The organism is Marinobacter daqiaonensis (assembly GCF_900115285.1).
GTDB lineage: Bacteria > Pseudomonadota > Gammaproteobacteria > Pseudomonadales > Oleiphilaceae > Marinobacter > Marinobacter daqiaonensis.
The window spans coordinates 458,095-476,933 of sequence record NZ_FOYW01000002.1 but is presented as its reverse complement, the minus strand read 5'-3'; the positions used below and the strand labels follow the sequence as shown (position 1 = coordinate 476,933).

The window sequence follows — 18,839 nt, the reverse complement described above, 5'->3', positions numbered from 1 at the left end:
GGAATCGGAAGACCAATAGCCGTCGAATAAGTCGCCTTAATTGCAAAACTTGATGCGGCTGCGGGACTAGAAACTAGCAGGAAAATGCATGTAAGTAGCCGCCGGTCCACTAGAGGCAGAGTCCAAGTATTGGGTCAAGTACAGGCCAACAGCCAACAAGCGGCTCACGAAGTTCCAATTTGTCAGTTAACCAATAATTCACCGTAAACATGCCAGCAACCACGATTGCTGCGTATCCGAAAAGTTGTTTCAAACCACGACTTCCTGTGATAGCTGAAAATTTGCAGACCGATCAGCGAAGAGGAATAATCTTTTCTGATCCTCGCCCACAGCGCTAACCTAGTCGTTTTAGAAGAGCTTGTCACTTTTTTGCGTAAAACGCTGAAGGTTGCCACCCATTCCATGTGAGGCCTGCCACCCGGACGGGAAAAGGCTGCCACCCATCGGAGCGTAAAGACGCTGCGTTTCTCTCGCTACCCCGGAGTTGCAGTGTCCATCAATTTCCCCGCCGTTTTCGCATGGATTTCCCCGGAGATTGATCTTGTAGACGTTATGAACCAGGCGGTCCAGAATGGCACCCGCCAGGGTGGCGTCACCGATGACTTCGTAAAACTTATCAATGGGTATCTGGCTAGTGGGGTCGGTGAAGCGACTAGCGTGGCGGTCTTCCAGAATCCCTAGCAAGTCCCGGCGGTTCTCTGCGCTCAGCTTTACCAGGCCCCAGTCACTTAAGATCCGAAATCGCCAACAAACGTCGATTGCCGCATAGCCGCCGATTGCAACCTATTGAAGCGCCTCGACCCTTAGCTCTTCAAAGTAACTTTACGATTACCATCGATAACTGTAGTGTTAACTTCCAGTATAACGTAATCAGGAGTCTACTGTACCGAAGGGGGCGCTCACCAGTGCGGACATTGCATACCTATGAACTGAAAAAAATCAAAATGGGGTTCCAGTGGTTTTGCGGTATAATTTTTTACGTGTACAGCTCATTTGCGCTGGGCTCAAGCTGTGAAATGGTGGATACCAAAATTGCTAAGCTGGCACACTCAAATATTTCAGACAATGAACTGGGGCGTAATGTTAAGGAAATTCTATTTGAAGAGGAGAAAACTATTCCGAAGTCTCTACTCTCTGAAGTAAAGAGTAGGGCCAAAAGGAAAGCCGGTGGAGATAGCGAACATCAGCAAGCACTTTTGGCAGAACCATTCATGTTTGCACTTATGATTTGCCGAGAAAATCGCCAAATATCCTATCAAGAAGCGTTCAAGCAAGCCTGGAATTTATTGAAGAAACACGATGAAAACCAAGATTAAAAGTTTCTCTATAGGTCTTGTTGTGCTGGCGGCTATCGGAGTTTGGGCCTACGTAAATGCAGATCGATGCGAAAGAAATGCCTCAGCTCATGCCGGATCAAATGTCTGCCACAACCCAATCGTAGAAATCATGGGCTATCTTCTATTATAATACCGCCCAATCAATTATTTCATACTAAAAGCAATAAATTATGCGAACTTAAATACAGCCTTAACTAGTTCGCTACATTTAATTAAGAATAACCCACTGGCCGTTCACTAGATATCTTCTAAAACTTTATCTCTCGCTCTATCATACTCATCGTCTGTTATCAAATCTTTAGATCGTAATCTATCAAGCTCCTTCAATCTTTCCTCTACGGAACTTTTCTCTGAAGATTCTACACTCTTAATATTTATCGTTCCACCGTCTCGCAGAGAGGCCTTCTCATGAAGTCGGAAGGCATCTCTTTCCAATCGATACTCACCTCGTTCAATACTAACCACATCAACTCGGCTACCGACTTCGCCAAAATTCTGAAGCGCTGCTTCATAAATTCTTTCATCCATCGACGGACCTCGAATTATAAGCGTTCCCTCTCCTGATACCTCTGGATAATAGCCCCGTATCGTTTCTCCATTTCTTGTCATGCCCTCCGCTGGAAAAACCCTAATAACAGAAGTCCAATAATCTAAAGCCCAATTCCTCGTCAACATATACCCTCTAATAGGACCATTTATATCAACGATTGGTGATCCCTTGCTTCCTTCAAGCATGGCGTCATAAGCCGCTTGAAAAATTGCTTTCTCATCAGTGGTAGCAAAAACGAATTTATCACTCGATTGGAGCGGACTTTTGTGGGTCGTGCATCCTGAAGCGGCGATAACAAAAAGGATTAAATAAAAAATTCTCATTATTACTCTTCTGCTCTGTTTGTAATTTTGGTGGTTTAAGTGAATAGCGCAAAGAACCGTTTAATAATGCCATTAACAACGCCTTCCATGCAAGTAACGCAAGAATAGCAGAAGCTCTAATTCGAGCCTAGCTCGGATTACTCAGAGGGGATGAAAGAAAGCGGCTGAAACACCTTGTTCAAAGGCTGCAGAGCCACCTGAGGAAGACACCGTTCGAGCGCATGAGCGCCAGCTCACTGAGAATCAAGCTGATCAAAGTGGGTGCGGTGATCATCCGCAATACCCTTCGAGTTCGGGTGTTGATGAGGTATGCCCACCCTTACAAAGATGAACTCTCAGATCTGGTGGGCCGACTGATTCCGAAATAGAACCCTGGGCTCCCCCGGCCCAACGCAATGGGGGGGAAGGGGGAGTGTATCCGGAGGGCATCACTGATTAAATATTAAGCGGCTAGAACCTGAGCTGAACCGGTATGGCGAAACGTCGACCAGTCTGCGAGACTTGTTGGCAGCTTACGAGAAATCAGAGTAAGTACGGTGGGGGCGGCAGCTTCATTTCGGCTTTCCTTAATTCCGTAACCGCTGGTTACGACAATGTCATTTTTAGACGTGAAATGGAGAGATATTTAAAAAATGGTCCACAAGAATCACATTATTAGCTCGACTCTTTCATTGATAAAATCTGATCTAATCAATGCTGACATGAAGCCCGCATATATAAACTTTCTCAGAAGACTCCTCTCTAGCAGCAGAGCCATAGACGATGATGAAATTCAATATATCAATCAAGAATTAATTAAGCACGCCGTTAAAGTTAAAAACTTCACTGAAGGCGATGCCCTAAGTTATCTAGCTCGTCACGCTAAAGAAAATCGTCGTAATCCTGATGAATCGAAACCAAAAAAAGAGAAATCTTCCTCACCAAAAAACAAAGATAATATATCAATTGACTATCGAAAAGAGATGCTCCTTTTAAAAGAGTCCGTTGCCGAGTTAAGGACGGAATTAAGACAAGCTATCGATTCCAGAGAAAAATGGAGGAAGAGAGCGGAACTGGCAGAGAGCAAGATGAAAGACAATGAGGGAGCCAACGATTTGAAATTCCGAAAGGTTAAAGCTAAATTTTCAAGAATGTACCACCCCGACCGCGTCGCGGGATCTAGCTTTGAAAAGATAATGAAGCAAGAGGTATTTAAGGAATTTTGGCCAATTATTGAAGATGTTGAAAAAGAGGGATAATTTTCCTATGACAGCTATTAAGATCGTCACTGCCATTTTCCGCAAGGCCATAATCCAAATTGAGTGACTGCCCACGGCTGGGTATCATTCTCAAGGGATAGGATCTTGGAGACGCAATTGCAGCAAGCATAACTCAAAGCCAGGGCCGCCGATTTCGTAAAAGAGATCAATGCCGAAACCGATCTCGGAGCCCTCACTCCGAATTGACCCAGCCCTCCCCATCGAGACCGCATTCAACGACGGATCACCAACCACCACACGAACGTCTCTCTAACTTTGCCATGCTGCCCGATAGAGCGGTGCCGGCGGATACCGGAAGAACCATGATGCAATGACAAAAGCATTGCTGTGCCGCGGGTTCGAAACGAAAAGAACCCGCCACACAGCAATGTTTGGAACAGTAAGGGTTTTCAGACCGCTACTTTTCAAGGCCCTCCTCATAGGCTTGCAGGTCAGCTTCGCGCCAACGAGCGGTTTTAGGTGAAAGTTTGAGCGGTTTCGGAAAACGCCCTTCGCGAATCCAACGCCAAATGGACTTAGGAGCAACCCCGTAACGTTCGCTGACCTCTTTGATGCTGTAAAACATTTCATGTACCTCGTTGCGATTAACTGGTACCCAATAAGTTAATCGGTAACAAGGGCTGGTTGGCGCGTGTAATTGCCAGAAAACTGCAGAAACTCCGAATTTCTGATCAAAAATCCTTGCGCTGGCGTTTCCGTGGCAACTTTCCTGTGTATGCATACCTGGCGTAGGCGTTGAGCAGTTGCAAGCGACGATCCAAGATCTGCTCGCTCAGATAAGCTGCGCGGGTCTCATCGCTGTCCAGGTGCGCCAAACTGAGCTCGGAGACCACATCATCAAAATCTGTCCTAGCTGCAGCGAAATTTTTGAAGCAGCTTCTCATCCCATGGGCGCACGCGATCTTGTTATACCGAGGGTCCATAAATCCTTTGCCGTCAGACTTCAGAGACTCTTGATGAATTGCCTTCACCGTGTTGTTCAACGCGTTCTCGCTAATCTGCTCTTTTCCTTTATAACCCGGAAATACGTAACGGCCCGACTGAGGCATGCTCCGTAGGATTTCTATTGCCCGTGGCACCAAAGGCACCACGTGGAGCTCATTCGGGTTCCTGTTCTTCATTTTCGAGCCTGGAATCGTCCAAGTTCCCTCGTCGAGATTGATTTCCGGCCATTCAGCAAACTGAACCTCTGTCGGTCTGGCGATAGTCAGTATTTGAAACTCCAATGCGCGGGCGGGCGTCGTGTCTCGCTCCAGCAGGAATTTCATAAACTCGGGCAAGTCATGATGCCGCATCGCAGGCTTGTGCCTCGTGTGGTGGATACGCTTTGCCGGCGCTAGCCAGCCATCAAGGCTTCTATCCCAATCTGCCGGGTTCTTCCCGAATACGAGTTTCCGAGACTCCGCCAGATTCCATATTTGGGCAATGGTTTGGCGGACTCTTGTTGCGGTTGGAGTTTGAGTAGTCCAGATAGGGCTAAGCACGCGCACGACATCCTCAACAGTCAGGTCGCCAATTTGGACATCACCGATCTCCAACACGCATCGATCAATAGCGTTCCTTAATCTGTTTCGCTGCCGCTGCGGGTTCTTGCCGCGAAAAGTCACCTCTTTAATCTTGTAATATTCCTCCGCGAGCTCTCCGAAGGTGACTTGTTTCCGCTGACGCTCACGGTCTCTGGCCTTTCGCTCTTGATTCTGTTCAACAGGATCTACGCCATTACGGATTTCCTCCTTTCTCTGGCGGGCCTGCTCTCGCGCCTCCCCTAGGCTCACATCGGGATAGCCTCCCAGGCCAATCTCGCGACGACGTAGGCCCACCGTCGTGACCAGAAGCCAAGAGCGAGAGCCGATTTCCTGTCCAGCCGCTGGCGGGCGACATTGCAATACCAGACCGTCTACCCCACCCACCCTGTGATAAGCAACACAAGGCTCTCCGGCTTTTCGCATTTTACTGTCCTTTTTCACCACCCCATGGCGGAGGTTGCGAACTTGAGCGGGGCTCATTTCGGGCACTTTTTTTGGCATCGTCTAGCTCCACTTTTCAATCTACCCACCATCCTACCCCCCAAAACACCTGTCGTTAGATGGGCATACCTGTTACTCAACGATACCATTAAAATCAAAGCGCACAATTAATTTAATTTAAAAACAGTTGGTTAGTTACCAGATGGGACATTCTGAGACTAACTGGGACATTAGTGTGGAACCTGCCGGGGGTACCATCATTTTGTCCCCCCCTCGAACACGGCGTCGCCCAGCCCTTGGCCCAAGACATCCAGAAATTGGTTCCATCACTTCAGTCGCGAATCGAGGGGTTTCCCACCTGCTTACCGCCAGCGATACAGATCCTTTAAGTCTCTGATTTCCTGAAAGTCACTGCATTCACCCCGGCGCCGCAAGTCACTGAATGCTGGGCAACGGACAGTTTATCTGATTCTCCCCCCGCCAGATGGGCTCAACCCCATCTGTTTGAAATCATCCTCTGCCATCACCATGGAAGTAAGAAAGGTGCATGGAAGTGTCTGCGCCCGGCACCAGCCAATCTGGCCTAGGGGAGCATTGTCATGAAAAACGTTTTTGTCGTAGGGCTGGAACCCTTCAATCAGAAGTTGCTCGAGGAACTCAATTCGGATCAGAAACGTTATCGCTTTCTCGAGCTGTTCGACTCTTCGGAAGTGGTCTACCCGGAAGACTTCCGCTTTCCACCACTCAACGATCTGCGGCGCCGAGCCCGGGAAATATTCGATGAATTCGATGGTTCAGTGGATGGCATACTCGGCTACTGGGATTTTCCCACCAGCGCGCTGGTGCCTCTGCTGCAGAAGGACCACAACCTGCCTGGTCCCAGCATCGAATCGGTTGCCCGCTGTGAGCACAAGTTCTACAGCCGGCTTGAGCAGAAAAAAGTGGTGCCGGAGATGGTGCCGGAATTTCAGCCCATCGATCCATTCTCCGATAATCCATTGGCCGATGTCAGAATCGAATACCCCTTCTGGCTCAAGCCGGTGAAATCCCACTCATCCTTTCTGGGCTTCTACATCGACGGGCCCGAACCGCTCCAACAGGCTATCGAGACCATCCGTGAACACATCGATAAACTCGCCGAGCCATTTAACGAGTTCATGGCGGAAGCCGACCTGCCTGACTATGTTGCGGCCGTGGATGGCTACCACTGCATTGCCGAGGAAATCGTCTCCGCGAAACACCAGTGTACGCTGGAAGGCTACTGCTGGGACGGCCAGGTAAACATCTTTGGAATCATCGATTCCCTGCGCACCGGTAAACACGGCTCTTCCTTCAGTCGTTACCAATACCCTTCCCGGTTGCCCCGGGAGATTCAGGCCCGGACGATCGAGGCGGCGCGTAAGGTCATGCGGCACATGGAATACGATGGCGGTGCTTTCAACATCGAGTTTTTCTGGGATCCGGATGAAGACACCCTCTCTCTGCTGGAAATCAATTGCCGCATCTCCAAATCCCACTCACCCCTTTTCCTGCTGGTGGACGGCGCGACCAACCAGAAAGTCCCACTCGATCTTGCCCTGGGGCAGAAGCCGGATTTCCCTCATGGTGAGGGCCAGCACAAGTACGCCGCCAAGTTCATGATCCGCTATTTCGAGGATGGCATTCTGGAGCGGGTCCCCGACGACCGTGACATGGAGCGTCTTGAAGAGACCTATCCCGACGCCATGGTGAAGCTAGAGGCGAAACAGGGCATGCGCCTGAGTGACATTCCCTTCCAGGATTCCTACAGTTACGAAGTGGCGGTGGTGTTTCTGGGTGGCGACAGTCCCGAAGAGCTGGAAGAGAAGTTCGAAAAGGTTCAGGAAATCCTGAACTTCAAAATCAAGTCCCTGGAGAGCGAGCAGTCATGAACATTGTCGAGCAATTTCCGGTGGAGATCATGGAAGAGGCCAATGTCTGGATTCCGATGCCGGACGGAACCCGACTGGCCGCACGTATCTGGCGCCCAAAAAACGGAAAACCCGTCCCCGCCATCCTGGAATACATCCCATACCGCAAGCGATTCGGCTCCGCTCCCCGGGATGAGATGATGCATCCCTATGTTGCCGGCCATGGCTACGCCTGTGTCCGGGTGGATATTCGAGGCAGCGGTGAATCCGAGGGTCTGCTGGAGGACGAATACCTCCAGCAGGAACTGGACGACGGTTGTGAAATCCTGCGCTGGCTGGCTGAACAACCCTGGTGTACCGGCGATGTGGGCATGATCGGGATCTCCTGGGGCGGTTTCAATGGCCTCCAGATTGCCGCCATGCAGCCACCGGAATTAAAGGCTGTTGTCGCTGTCTGTGCCACCGATGACCGCTACGCCGACGATGTCCACCACATGGGTGGGTGTCTTCTGGGTGACAACATCTCCTGGGCCTCGGTGATGTTTGCCTACAACTCGATTCCGCCGGATCCGGAACTGGTGGGCGAGAAATGGCGTGATATGTGGTTTGAGCGGCTTGAAGGAAATGGCCCCTGGCTTGAAACCTGGTTGCGGCACCAGAGCCGGGACGATTACTGGCGTCATGGATCGGTGAATGAGGATTACAGCGCCATCAAGTGTCCGGTTTACGCCGTGAGTGGCTGGGCTGATGGCTACTCCAACGCGGTCTTCCGCCTGGTGGAAAATCTCGAGGGGCCCCGCAAGGGTCTGATCGGGCCCTGGAGCCACAAGTACCCGCACATGGGCGTTCCCGGCCCGGCCATTGGCTTCCTGCAGGAAACACTGCGCTGGTGGGATTACTGGCTCAAGGATAAAGAGACCGGCATCATGGACGAGCCCAGGCTGAGAGTATGGATGCAGGAAAGTGTACCTCCCTCCCCCGCTTACAAAGAGCGTCCGGGTCACTGGGTTGCCGAAGACACCTGGCCCAGTAACCGGGTGAGTCCGCAGCGTTATCCTCTGGGTGATCACCGTCTCGAATCCCCCGAGGATAATCCCGGTGATTTCGAGCTTACCGTTCAGTCCCCCCTGACTCTCGGCCTGTTCGCCGGCAAGTGGTGCTCCTACGCTGCCGGACCGGATATGGCATTTGACCAGCGGGAAGAAGACGGTGGCGCCCTGGTTTTTCAGAGCATGCCGCTGGAGTCGGACCTGGAAATCATGGGGCTGCCCGCGGCCGAACTTGAGGTCTCTGTCGACCGACCAACGGCAATGATTGCCGTGCGCCTCTCGGACGTCGCGCCGGACGACAAGGCAACACGGGTAACCTATGGCTTGCTTAACCTCAATCACCATGAAGGCAGCGACCACCCCCAGAGGCTGGAGCCTGGAAAGCGCTACCGGGTTCAGGTGAAAATGAACGGTATCGCTCACGCCTTTCCCAAAGGTCACCGGCTTCGCCTGTCTCTTTCCACGTCCTACTGGCCGCTGGCCTGGACACCGCCGGAGCCCGTGCGTCTCAAGGTGCATACCGGCAATTCCAGCCTGGAACTTCCGGAACGTCTTCCTCAGGAGACCGACCGGCAATTGATGCCTTTCGGGCAACCCGAATGCGCCCCACCACCGGCCATCACCCGTCTTACGGAGGAGCATCACAACTGGCTGGTGCACCGGGACCTCGCCAATAGCGCGTCCACTCTGGAAGTGATCAATGACAGCGGGTCTTATCGCCTGGAGGCCATCGACCTTAACGTTCAGGCCAGGGTGGTGGAGACCTATTCCTCTGTGGACGATGACTTCACCTCTCCGCAGGCCGAAGTTGTTACCGAGCGAAGCCTATGGCGCGACGACTGGGGCATAAGAACGGTCACCAGAACCCTGTTGACGGCCAGCCCTGAGGCTTTCCATCTGCACGCCAATATCGACGCTTACGAGCAGTCCGGTGAAGTAGAGAAAAGGGTTTACTGCAACACCTGGAGCCGTGAAATTCCAAGGTATCATGTCTGAGCTGAACGCCGGAGGACTCACTCCCCCCCTCCCCGAAAGTAGTGCTTCCGGGGGGGCATTTGAAGAATCGGGAGCCTGGCAGAAAGACAAACGCTCTACATGTCGGCATGGCTTTCTTGACCGGGGAAAGTGGGGCCGCCGGACTGTCGCCGCACCGGGCTAAAGGATCAGTATTTATCCGATACCCAAGATGGACTGACCCTCGGAGGAGAGGATGATCCCTATGGCACTCGACAGACTCCATTCTGTGCGGGGCCTATCCTTCGACCTTTCCCGCCGCACACTGCAAGTACTCTATAACGGAATAATGGAGACGCCGGGGCCGATCACTGACACGCTGCCGAGCCTGGCTCTGGCAGCCTCCCTCCGGACATACGTCCGGTTGATTCCGCCCGTTGCGGTGCCCTGTCCCATATGTTCTCAGCGAATTTCGGTTTTGAAGTCTATGCGCCGCCCCTCTCTCAACCTCGATGTTCAGTCTGCGGCTTGGGTGGATAATTCATGGGCCCCAAAGTGAGTCCGCACCCTCCTTAACGGGAAATGGAAATAAATCTCATGTCTGGACGGGACGGACCTTCCAGTTAAAGAACCAGGTGGTTATGAAGCGTTCAGCAAAGCCGCCTTTAGGTAGAAATTCTTGGCAGTCGTTCATAATCTCAATATAAATCTTTTTAAAATCATAAACTAATAAACGTTTTATTTATTTTTACGAAATTTTACATTCAGAAATTGATTTACCAAATATTAATGTACATGCTTAAGCAGTACCGGGATATCTAGAAGGCGACACAATTTCCAAGCCTCGGAGATTTACTGCCGCAGTAACTTCATCTTGGTCCGATAGCCCCCTCAGGGACAAAGCTGAGATTGGCGACCATGCACCCCTGGATAAATATATGACAAGGGTCTGGCAAGGGAGATGCGTTTATATGGATTCCGCTGCCCGTATACTTATTGTCGTAAGGAATGTAGAAACCGATTCGCCGGATAATTACGGTGCCCTACTGGAGCGACAGGGATATCAGGTTGAGTACGTTCCTTCAGGCCAATGTCCCCTGGCCGCAATCAGGAAAAAGACGCCTCTCGTCGTTTTATTTCAGTTTGATTATCCGGATCTTCCGGGCCTCGCAAGCTTACGGGAAACGAAACAACAGATTCCGTCCGTGCCCGTGATAATGATCACTCAAGCTCATTCTGAACAGCTTGCGGTCTGGGCATTCCGGGCTCGGGTCTGGGATTACTTTGTCCACCCCATCGATACAAAGCGGTTAATCGACGTGGCGGACACCCTGACGAAAATACGACAGGGCCGGCCCGCAAAACGCACGGAACTGGATCAGGGCAACACCATACCTCCCGAAGCCAGGTTGCGCTGTAGCGGAAGCCGAGAAGAGCAGGCGATCCTGGATCAGGTCCTGACTTATGTAGACAATAACCTTCACCGGAAAATTGTGCAGCTGGAGGTGGCCAAACGGTTCGACCTTAGCCCCTTCCAATTCAGCAGGCTGTTCAAGCGCCTTACCACCGTCACATTTCAGTCCTATTTGCTGACACGACGAGTCGAAGAAGCAAAACGTCTACTGGCCAATCCGAAAATATCCATCACCGATGTCTGCTTTACTGTCGGCTTTCAGGATCTTTCCTATTTCACACGAGTTTTTCAGCGTCATGTGGGCATCACCCCTTCCCACTTCCGTCGGTCGGTCGGGGAGAAACCAGCAACTGCATCCAAGGAGGAATTATTGGAGCAGGCTGTTGACTATGAAGTGCTTTTCACCTCTGAAAAACCTGAGCCCGTCAAGTCCCTCAGCAAAAACTGACGTGTCGGCGGAGTACCAGAGTTCCCTCGACGGTATCCTCGCGGGCGGTCAACAACGGGTACAGCGGCCCTGTGCCACGCTTTGGCGTCAACTTCAGTCCACCAGCACCGGAATGCGGGCGAGAACACCGAAATTTTCCCCTCCAGTGTTGCCTTTTGGCTCATGGTAGGAGCAGTCCGGCAGGAAATAGATAGTCTTTTGCCGCCAACCGCTCTTCTGGGGATCAGAATCCCAGTGGGCCAACGAATGATCGGGTTTTTCGATCGAGAAAGTGTTTACAAAGTCGTCCCAACGCGCGACGCCGCTGGCGTTGCTATTACTCCACGTCCCGGGCGACGTGCCACCGCTATTGTGGGGCGGAAGTTCCATCTCCGAGGGAGCTCTCGCATCGATATGATTTGCCTGGTCCACTATCCACACGATATTAAGATTCACTGCGCCAATAAGCTTGTTGCTTGGTCCAACGCCTGTCGGACATGAAAGCACCGGTAGCGTCATGTTCCACAGCCGCTTTTTATTAGTTTCCGCTTCCCAGCAGTTGTAAAGTTTGCTGAATGCCGACTGCAACTGACCGTTGACGGTTTGCAGACCCTCACCATAGTCCAGTTGTTGCTCATTACCGGTTCCACACGTTACCGAGTTGACGTCATTGGCGTCAGCAGCACCGCTCACGTTTTGCTGGAACGAAGTCCAGCCACCCGTATCACCATTATCTGGTATGAAGCGACCGACGCTGCATTCGTATGCACCCGAGTTATTCAGCAGAGCCTCCTGACATATCCCGATGGGCTGGTCGAGGTCATGGGGGCGCAAGGACCCGGCAAAGCCAATATAGGCCACGGCTCGCGCCGAAACTTTGTAGTCACTGAATCCAAGCACGGTGCCGAAGAATGCTTGAGCCGGGGTCGCTTTTCGCTCAGTGATCACTTCCACCGCATTGATAAAATTGGGATCAGCGTCCAGCTCTTTGGTGGTGAATGAAAATAGATCAACCGCAGCAAGGGAAGTGTTAGGCGTAAAAGTGCGTGTCGCGAAACTCCAGTGTCCGCGCAGCACACTAGCCACTTCCACCGGATCACCCTGACTGTAATTTGCCAGGGCCGCGTCTGTCGCGACATTGTTAGCTCCCGGATTGACGGCGCTGCCATCGACCGTGTAAAGCATTCGGGCACCGGCCAGCGCACCGGCGTCGGAAGCATTATGGAGCTCGTTTCTAGCAACGTAGAGATTACCGCCGTCTATTGCCAGCGCTGCGAAGGCCATCAGCATGATCAGTGAGATGGCCATGAGAACCATGGACAGCCCCCTCTGTTGAAATGGGCCCGACCGCATTATTTGCGCCGACCTGAAGTCCTGGTTAGTCATGATCACTCAGCCCGCATCACGATAGTGGAAGAAAGGTTCAGAGCACCGCCAAGGGTGCCGAGGAACTTCGGGAGTATCAGGAACTGGTATGGATAGGTAATGGTGACGGTTATCTGGTCGCCAGCATCGAAGACTCCATTTGCCGAAAGATCAGTGCGCTGGATATTCGTGGTCATGGCGGCAGGTCCCCCCAGAGAAATCAGGTAACTTGCGGCATAATCGTCGATCGCCTGATTGATAGCTGCGTCCTCAGCCACAATGTCACGGGGAGCGGGTCGGAAAAGGATTCCGGTCCTTGCGCCCTCTCGTCCGGCGTTGGTCAGCGTTGCCTTGTCAAACAACGCCACACTGAACTCAATGATCCCAAACAGGATCAAAAACAGTAGAGCGGAGGTAATTGCGAACTCCACCACTTCAGCACCTTTCTGCCGGTGCAGTGATTGCATCTTCATGCTAATCCCCTACTGAGCATCGCGCACAACATCGCGGTCCATCATGCGCCTGGTATTGTCGGCGTTCTCGCTTGCCTTAACGTAATAAACCGGTGACAGGCGCATCGCTTCGCTGAAAAACGACAAGGCCCGGCTGTAATCGCCCTCTATCATTGAGACGAAGCCAACATCGTTATAAGCCTCGGATTCATTGCCGGCTCTACCCAGTGCCTCAAGGGCAAACTGATAATTTTTCTCCCGGGCGTGAACCAGCCCCAGGTTTCGCCATGCCAGCTCGTAGTTACCGTTTACTCGCAGCGCCGCTTCCAGGGCCTCACGAGCTCCAGGCCAATCTCCGGCCAGGTAACGCGAGTATCCGAGATTGTTGAGAATTAGCGGCGAACCTGGATTGATGTCCAGCGCCTGCTGATAGTAATCTTCGGCATTCCAGGGCTTGGAGTTCATATCGGCCAGAACCCCTAGAGCGTTGTAGGCCTGCCAGGGAGCCCTGGAGGAAAGCTTAACCACAGAATCCAGCTGGATCTTTGCGGCGCCATACTGGCGCCGTTCCAGGTACAGGAGCCCCAGGCCGGTGCCGGCCTGAAGGTGCTCCGGCTCAAGCCGTAACACCCATTCGTAAGCCAATTCGGCCAGCCGATTGTTCTCCCGGAAATGATGAATGCTGCCGATCCTGTAAAGGATGTCGGCTGTCGGCTCGCTGGCAAGTCTCAGACCACGAATATATTCAAAGAGGGCGCGATCATAATCGCCCCTCTCGGCCGCTTTGTTACCGTTGCTGTAGGCCTCTTCTGCAGAACCTACTGGAAAAGCGGTGGCGTAGGTCGCGGACGATTCCCCCTCGTAAAAAGCACCATAGGGGTCATCCTCATGTCCATTGGAAGAGGTTGTAGCACAGCCGGCCAGAGCAGTAATGGCTAACAGCGCCATAAGTATTCTTTTGCCCTTGTATCTCGTATCCATGCGGTCATCTCTTTAGAAGCTGATCATTATTATTTTCCGGCCATGGCTTCCATGGCTCCCAACAACGGTGGCCCAAGGGCAACCACAAAAAAACTCGGCAGTACACAGAACACAAGGGGGAATAGCATTTTTGTGCTTACCTTGGCTGCTTTCTCTTCTGCTTCCTGGGTCCGCTTGTCCCGCAGCTCCGCTGCATAAATGCGCAGGGTGCCGGCGATGCTGGTGCCAAAATGCATGCTCTGTATCAGGCTGGTGACAAGGCCACGGATATCTTCCACGCCAGAGCGATCCTCGAGATCTCGCAAGGCCGTGCGGGTCTCCATTCCGGCTCGCGTCTGCATACCGAACATTTTCAGCTCCTCTGAAAGATCAGGCTGACTGATCTCCAGATCCCTTGCCACGCGCTGAATGGCGGCCGACAGCCCCAATCCTGCCTCGGTGCAGACTACCAGCAGGTCAAGCGTGTCCGGCAGGCCACGTCGCAGGCTGAGGGCCCGGCGTTTGATCGCCCGGTTCAGCCAAAAAGTGGGTAGCAAATAGCCGGCCATTGCTGCGGAAAGGCCAAGCAAAAGGGTGGTACTGAAATTGACGCCAAACAGCGAGCCGACCAACAGTGCCAGGGTAGGGAGCAGCAAGGTCAGCCCGAGCTTGGTGCCGTAAAAGGTGTTTAGCGCGCCCGGCGCGTATATGCCGGCGTGGCGAAGTTGCCTGAAAACCCTGTTCTTGACCTCCTTGTCGGTGGGCATAAGGCGGGCTCCCATAGGCTCGGCAAGGCTCATCAGGGTTCTTCCGCTCTTTCCAGAGAGAGAGTCGGCACCCCCGGACGATCCCGCGGCCATGACCTGCGGGTCCAGCTCCTGGATGCGGCGGCGCATCGGATTGCTCAAACCCAGATAAATCAGCAGACCAGCCAGCATCAGCGCGAAAACCGCCACTCCCAGCATGACAACGAAACTGAGCTGCGCCATCTGTGGGTCGGCAATTAGGTTATTCAGAAAAATCTGCAACTGGCTCAGAAAATCCATAGCCGTCTCCTCCTAGACATCAATGCGCACGATGCGGCGCATCCATAAAATACCGACGACCGTCAGCACGAATGCCACTACGACCAACTGGCGACCCGTAGGGTTATCGATCAGCATCGGTAGAAAGGTCGGGGTGATAATGGAAAGCAGGCCAGCCAGAGCGAAAGGCAGTAATGACAGTATCCAGGCAGCAAGCTTTCCCTCGGCCGACAGGGTCCGCAACTTGCGGTGAAAGCGGAATCGGTCACGAATAACAGAGGCGAGATTTTCCAGCAGTTCGGCCAGGTTACCCCCGGTCTCCTTCTGGATCAGGACCGAAGTAACAAAGACCATGACCGTGACGCTGCCAATACGCGCCAGCAGTCCGTTGAGGGCGGTGCGAGGATCGCCGCCGTAACTGATCTCCATAAAGACCGTGCGAAATTCCGGACCGATCGGCTCGGGCATTTCTTCGGCGACCAGCTTCATCGCGTCAACGAACGGGTGTCCTGCGCGCAATGCTCGCGCCATGACAATTAACGCCTCGGGCAGTTGCTCCTCGAACTTTATCAGGCGCTGGGCCCGGGCTCGCATCAGACCCATGACAGGCAGCGCACCTGAAACAGCTCCGACCAGGATCCCTGCTAAAGGCGAGGACAACCAGAAACCGGCTAACAGCCCGGCTGCCCCCCCCAGCGCAATACTTTTCAGCACCACGCGGTAGGCCAGAGTCTCACGACCAGCCTGCTCTATCAGGCGCTCCAGGGCCTCCATGCCGGGCAGCGATTCCATGGCCCGCTCCAGGCCCGAGAGCTCACCCAGTTGCTTGCGGCGCATCAGTGATATCGGGTCACTGGCTTCCGCCCCTTCAGTGACCGATTGCAGGCGCTTTTTCAGACGCTTGCGGGCCTGGCGATTTTCGCCAAAGACTGGCACGATAAAACTTTGCAGCAGCAGAAAAGCGGCCACAAAGACCATGCCGATAAAGATCATCTCGTCGGAAATGTTCCAGTTCATCTCCATTGCTCCTGACCTTGCTGGAAAATCTCCAGGCCGGGCGCCATGTTGCGCCGCCGCAGGTGTTCATAGAAATGTGGCACCACCCCTGTTGGCAGGAATCTTCCGGTGACGTTGCCCTCTTCATCCACGCCTTCGCGGCGGAACTGGAAAATCTCCGACATGGTGATAATGTCGCCTTCCTGGCCATTTATCTCCTGCACGCTGACCAGGCGCCGCTTACCGTCTTCCTGACGCTCAAGCTGCAGCACTACATCGATGGCCGAGGCAACCTGGGCCCGCAAGGGTTTGGCGGGCAGGTTTATGCCGCTCATGGCAACCATGCTTTCAATGCGGGTCAGGGCATCCCTGGGTGAGTTGGCGTGGATGGTGGTGAGGGAACCGTCATGGCCGGTATTCATGGCCTGAAGCATATCCAGGGCTTCGCCGCCGCGAACCTCGCCAATGATGATCCGGTCCGGACGCATCCGGAGACTGTTCCTGACCAGATCCCGCTGGCTCACTTCGCCCCGCCCCTCAATGTTCGGAGGACGGGTTTCCAGCCGCACCACGTGGGGCTGCTGCAGTTGCAATTCTGCGGAGTCTTCAATGGTGACAATGCGCTCATTATGGGGAATGAAACTGGACAACACGTTGAGCATCGTGGTCTTGCCGGAGCCGGTGCCACCGGAGACCAGCACATTGAGCCGGGACTTCACCGCCGCTTCCAACAGACGGCACACTTCCGGCGGCATGGCACCCAGTTCAACAAGGTTTTCCGCAGTCAGCTTATCCACCGAGAAACGCCGGATTGAAAGCATGGGCCCATCGATGGCGAGGGGGGGAATCACGGCGTTGACGCGCGAGCCATCCTTGAGCCGCGCGTCGACCATCGGCGAGGACTCGTCAATCCTCCGGCCCACACCGGAAACGATGCGATCGATGATGGTTAAAAGATGCCGGTCGCTACTGAAACGGAGGCGGGTCTGCTCAAGCTTGCCATGCCGCTCCACAAAAATGGGCGCGGTGCCGTTCACCAGAATGTCGGATACGGTATTGTCACTTAACAGTGCTTCCAGAGGCCCGAGGCCAAGCACTTCGTTCTGGAGGTCGGCAATGATGCGCTGACGCACGCTGGTGTTGAACGGCAGTGCCTCTTCCCGCATCAGCGCCTCGCAGACTTGCTGGATCTGGACGCGCGCCTCCTTGTCGCTCAGGCTGCTCAGTAACGATAGGTCAAGGGTCTTGACCAGCCGGCTGAACAGCGTCTCTTTAAAACTCTGTTCCTCTTCCGACAGGTTTCCGTGGTCATCACCATTTCGCAGGGCCGGGGCAGTCCAGCCCGTGCCGCGAACTGCATCTTTGGTTTCCGTACCGTTCAGTTTCTGGCCCCAGTTCATCGGTTATCTCCTCAGGCTTGACGTGCCCAGCTCAACAGGCTCCAACGAGAGCCGGCGCTACGTAGCTGGCCGCCCCCACCACTCAGTGATCGGGTCACCTTGACCAGTTCACGGGTAATCGATGCTCCCGGGACGGATTCCAGAAGCGGACTGCCAATATTGATGCTCTGGCTGACGCGCTTATAGTCATTGGGCAGAGTGACGATGCGCACATCGGGCAGGGCACCGCTGATGTCTTTCAGTGAAACCGGACTGCTTTTACTGAAACGGTTCACCGCCACGGTAACCTGTGAATTGGAAATGTTCAGCTCGGTCCGTAGAATCGAAACCAGGCGCTGAGCATCACGTAGATGGGCGATCCCCTGCTCCATCACCACCAGCACGTGGTCGGCGTGTTCCAGGGTCATGGCAGTGGCACCACTGATCCAGCGAGGCAGGTCCACGACGATGTCTTCATAAGCTTCGCCGAGAAGCTTCAGCAGCATTTCAACGCGATCTTCCGGCACATCGGCGATGGTGACCTTGTCCTCCGAGGTGGCGGCCATGAGATCCAGGCCGCTCTGGTGGTTAAGCACGTAACCCTCAAGCGCCATCAGATCCAGGCTGTCCACCAGCTCCAGTGCCCGCACCAGGCCATTGCGCGGTGTCAGGTTAAAATACAGAGGGAGGGCCCCGAACTGCATATCCATATCCAGCAGCACGGTGTGCTTCTGGATCGATTCCGCGAGAATATGAGCAAGGTTGGCAGCCACCATGCTGGCGCCTGAGCCACCTTTGGCGTTGATAACGGCAGTAAGCCGAGCGGTTTTATGACTGGACTGTGAACGGTGATCCCGTTGTAGCTGGCCGATGAACTGACCGATCTCCGCCTCGGCAACAGGCATCGAGAGAAAGTCCCTGGCTCCGGCTCGCATCGCCACGCGGATCAGCTCCGCGTTGTCCTTTTCACCGATAACCAGCAGCGGTGGCCGGGAAGTGGTCGAGCGGTCAGTCAGAGCAGCCAACTCCGATCGCCAATTCTCACTTACCATCAGCACCATCGCATCCGGGATGGGTGATACGTCACGCAAAGGATCGACACCACTATCAGCCAACACTTTTGTGGTCACGCGAACTTCACGGCGTGCACCCAGCAGACTTTCCAGCATACTCAGGCCCTCTCTGGAACAACCCGCGAGCAGTATTTCCATTTGATAGCGCATATCTGTCCTCTTTAATTTCCGGGTATGGCGTCGGTCATCACTGGTGGCGCCGCGCCCCGGTCCCGGTACAACTCCATAATGCTGGCGGCCCTATCGCCGTTCAGGGGCGGCGTCTCATCACCAGGCCGATAAACCTGCGCCGCCATGGTATGCCGGAGGCTCGCACCGTGGGGAGGAAGGTCATCTCCGGGAGACGATGCGCAACCGGTGATCAGTACGGCTGTGGCAGCCGCTAGCAGAACCTGTGAACGGAACATTGGCGTCTCCCGA

At 53.8% G+C, this 18,839-nt stretch carries 17 protein-coding genes and 1 pseudogene; 6 read left to right on the top strand and 12 right to left on the bottom strand.

What is annotated here, in order from left to right; translation table 11 throughout:
- Window positions 1-348 precede the first annotated feature (348 nt).
- Window positions 349-684 (bottom strand): ATP-binding protein, encoded by a 336-nt coding sequence (locus BM346_RS18490; protein ID WP_406812905.1) that lies wholly within the window; start codon window positions 682-684, stop codon window positions 349-351.
- Window positions 685-905: 221 nt separating this feature from the next.
- Between BM346_RS18490 and BM346_RS14920 the strand changes: the two genes are divergently transcribed.
- Window positions 906-1,316: a hypothetical protein gene (locus BM346_RS14920; RefSeq protein ID WP_092014841.1), complete on the top strand. Its 411-nt coding sequence runs from the start codon at window positions 906-908 to the stop codon at window positions 1,314-1,316.
- Window positions 1,317-1,574: 258 nt separating this feature from the next.
- Here BM346_RS14920 and BM346_RS17985 read toward each other — a convergent pair whose 3' ends face one another.
- A complete protein-coding gene (locus BM346_RS17985) occupies window positions 1,575-2,210 on the bottom strand; it encodes an SHOCT domain-containing protein (protein WP_139229946.1) in 636 nt (211 codons plus the stop codon).
- 173 nt (window positions 2,211-2,383) lie between these two features.
- Here BM346_RS17985 and BM346_RS14915 point away from each other — a divergent pair.
- Window positions 2,384-2,578: pseudogene (locus BM346_RS14915) on the top strand (transposase); the annotation flags it as partial.
- A 264-nt stretch (window positions 2,579-2,842) separates the two neighbouring features.
- The gene (locus BM346_RS14910) at window positions 2,843-3,448 is read left to right on the top strand and encodes a hypothetical protein (protein ID WP_092014838.1); all 606 of its coding nucleotides are present in this window, start codon (window positions 2,843-2,845) and stop codon (window positions 3,446-3,448) included.
- Window positions 3,449-3,866: 418 nt separating this feature from the next.
- Here the strand turns inward: BM346_RS14910 and BM346_RS14905 are convergent, their stop codons facing one another.
- Together BM346_RS14905 and BM346_RS14900 are read right to left on the bottom strand one after the other, a co-directional pair.
- Window positions 3,867-4,034, bottom strand: coding sequence for a helix-turn-helix transcriptional regulator (locus BM346_RS14905; RefSeq protein WP_092014835.1), 168 nt, complete (start codon window positions 4,032-4,034; stop codon window positions 3,867-3,869).
- A gap of 106 nt (window positions 4,035-4,140) precedes the next feature.
- Window positions 4,141-5,496 (bottom strand): tyrosine-type recombinase/integrase, encoded by a 1,356-nt coding sequence (locus BM346_RS14900; protein ID WP_092014832.1) that lies wholly within the window; start codon window positions 5,494-5,496, stop codon window positions 4,141-4,143.
- A gap of 539 nt (window positions 5,497-6,035) precedes the next feature.
- On the opposite strand from BM346_RS14900, the gene BM346_RS14895 reads away from it, so the two are divergent.
- From BM346_RS14895 to BM346_RS14885, 3 genes are all read left to right on the top strand, one after another.
- Window positions 6,036-7,346, top strand: a complete 1,311-nt coding sequence (locus tag BM346_RS14895; protein WP_092014829.1) for an ATP-grasp domain-containing protein — start codon at window positions 6,036-6,038, stop codon at window positions 7,344-7,346.
- Entirely contained in the window at window positions 7,343-9,370 is a 2,028-nt protein-coding gene (locus BM346_RS14890) for a CocE/NonD family hydrolase (RefSeq protein ID WP_092014826.1), read from the top strand. The genes BM346_RS14895 and BM346_RS14890 overlap by 4 nt, the downstream gene beginning before the upstream one ends.
- A 929-nt stretch (window positions 9,371-10,299) precedes the next feature.
- The gene (locus BM346_RS14885; protein WP_167812672.1) at window positions 10,300-11,190 is read left to right on the top strand and encodes a response regulator transcription factor; all 891 of its coding nucleotides are present in this window, start codon (window positions 10,300-10,302) and stop codon (window positions 11,188-11,190) included.
- A 93-nt stretch (window positions 11,191-11,283) separates the two neighbouring features.
- On the opposite strand, the gene BM346_RS14880 is transcribed toward BM346_RS14885, so the two are convergent.
- The 8 genes from BM346_RS14880 to BM346_RS14845 all read right to left on the bottom strand — a co-directional run bounded on the left by BM346_RS14880 (window position 11,284) and on the right by BM346_RS14845 (window position 18,826).
- Window positions 11,284-12,486: a TadG family pilus assembly protein gene (locus tag BM346_RS14880; RefSeq protein WP_206675722.1), complete on the bottom strand. Its 1,203-nt coding sequence runs from the start codon at window positions 12,484-12,486 to the stop codon at window positions 11,284-11,286.
- A gap of 71 nt (window positions 12,487-12,557) precedes the next feature.
- A complete protein-coding gene (locus BM346_RS14875) occupies window positions 12,558-13,007 on the bottom strand; it encodes a TadE/TadG family type IV pilus assembly protein (protein ID WP_092014817.1) in 450 nt (149 codons plus the stop codon).
- A gap of 9 nt (window positions 13,008-13,016) precedes the next feature.
- Window positions 13,017-13,934 (bottom strand): tetratricopeptide repeat protein, encoded by a 918-nt coding sequence (locus BM346_RS14870; protein WP_206675723.1) that lies wholly within the window; start codon window positions 13,932-13,934, stop codon window positions 13,017-13,019.
- A 62-nt stretch (window positions 13,935-13,996) separates the two neighbouring features.
- Entirely contained in the window at window positions 13,997-14,992 is a 996-nt protein-coding gene (locus tag BM346_RS14865; protein WP_092014812.1) for a type II secretion system F family protein, read from the bottom strand.
- Window positions 14,993-15,004: 12 nt separating this feature from the next.
- On the bottom strand, window positions 15,005-15,988 hold the full coding sequence (locus BM346_RS14860; protein ID WP_092014809.1) for a type II secretion system F family protein: 984 nt from the start codon (window positions 15,986-15,988) through the stop codon (window positions 15,005-15,007).
- The gene (locus BM346_RS14855) at window positions 15,985-17,367 is read right to left on the bottom strand and encodes a CpaF family protein (RefSeq protein WP_092014806.1); all 1,383 of its coding nucleotides are present in this window, start codon (window positions 17,365-17,367) and stop codon (window positions 15,985-15,987) included. Before BM346_RS14855 ends, BM346_RS14860 begins: the two co-directional genes overlap by 4 nt.
- Before the next feature lie 11 nt (window positions 17,368-17,378).
- Window positions 17,379-18,569: an AAA family ATPase gene (locus BM346_RS14850; protein ID WP_206675724.1), complete on the bottom strand. Its 1,191-nt coding sequence runs from the start codon at window positions 18,567-18,569 to the stop codon at window positions 17,379-17,381.
- Window positions 18,570-18,580: 11 nt separating this feature from the next.
- A complete protein-coding gene (locus tag BM346_RS14845) occupies window positions 18,581-18,826 on the bottom strand; it encodes a hypothetical protein (RefSeq protein WP_092014796.1) in 246 nt (81 codons plus the stop codon).
- Window positions 18,827-18,839: the final 13 nt, after the last annotated feature.

What these genes read in the sequence shown, in the direction of transcription:
- BM346_RS17985 (WP_139229946.1), bottom strand. Translation starts at nt 2,210, where the DNA reads ATGAGAATTTTTTATTTAATCCTTTTTGTTATCGCCGCTTCAGGATGC.
- BM346_RS14910 (WP_092014838.1), top strand. Translation starts at nt 2,843, where the DNA reads ATGGTCCACAAGAATCACATTATTAGCTCGACTCTTTCATTGATAAAA.
- BM346_RS14905 (WP_092014835.1), bottom strand. Translation starts at nt 4,034, where the DNA reads ATGTTTTACAGCATCAAAGAGGTCAGCGAACGTTACGGGGTTGCTCCT.
- BM346_RS14900 (WP_092014832.1), bottom strand. Translation starts at nt 5,496, where the DNA reads ATGCCAAAAAAAGTGCCCGAAATGAGCCCCGCTCAAGTTCGCAACCTC.
- BM346_RS14895 (WP_092014829.1), top strand. Translation starts at nt 6,036, where the DNA reads ATGAAAAACGTTTTTGTCGTAGGGCTGGAACCCTTCAATCAGAAGTTG.
- BM346_RS14890 (WP_092014826.1), top strand. Translation starts at nt 7,343, where the DNA reads ATGAACATTGTCGAGCAATTTCCGGTGGAGATCATGGAAGAGGCCAAT.
- BM346_RS14885 (WP_167812672.1), top strand. Translation starts at nt 10,300, where the DNA reads ATGGATTCCGCTGCCCGTATACTTATTGTCGTAAGGAATGTAGAAACC.
- BM346_RS14880 (WP_206675722.1), bottom strand. Translation starts at nt 12,486, where the DNA reads ATGGTTCTCATGGCCATCTCACTGATCATGCTGATGGCCTTCGCAGCG.
- BM346_RS14875 (WP_092014817.1), bottom strand. Translation starts at nt 13,007, where the DNA reads ATGAAGATGCAATCACTGCACCGGCAGAAAGGTGCTGAAGTGGTGGAG.
- BM346_RS14870 (WP_206675723.1), bottom strand. Translation starts at nt 13,934, where the DNA reads ATGGCGCTGTTAGCCATTACTGCTCTGGCCGGCTGTGCTACAACCTCT.
- BM346_RS14865 (WP_092014812.1), bottom strand. Translation starts at nt 14,992, where the DNA reads ATGGATTTTCTGAGCCAGTTGCAGATTTTTCTGAATAACCTAATTGCC.
- BM346_RS14860 (WP_092014809.1), bottom strand. Translation starts at nt 15,988, where the DNA reads ATGAACTGGAACATTTCCGACGAGATGATCTTTATCGGCATGGTCTTT.
- BM346_RS14855 (WP_092014806.1), bottom strand. Translation starts at nt 17,367, where the DNA reads ATGAACTGGGGCCAGAAACTGAACGGTACGGAAACCAAAGATGCAGTT.
- BM346_RS14850 (WP_206675724.1), bottom strand. Translation starts at nt 18,569, where the DNA reads ATGCGCTATCAAATGGAAATACTGCTCGCGGGTTGTTCCAGAGAGGGC.
- BM346_RS14845 (WP_092014796.1), bottom strand. Translation starts at nt 18,826, where the DNA reads ATGTTCCGTTCACAGGTTCTGCTAGCGGCTGCCACAGCCGTACTGATC.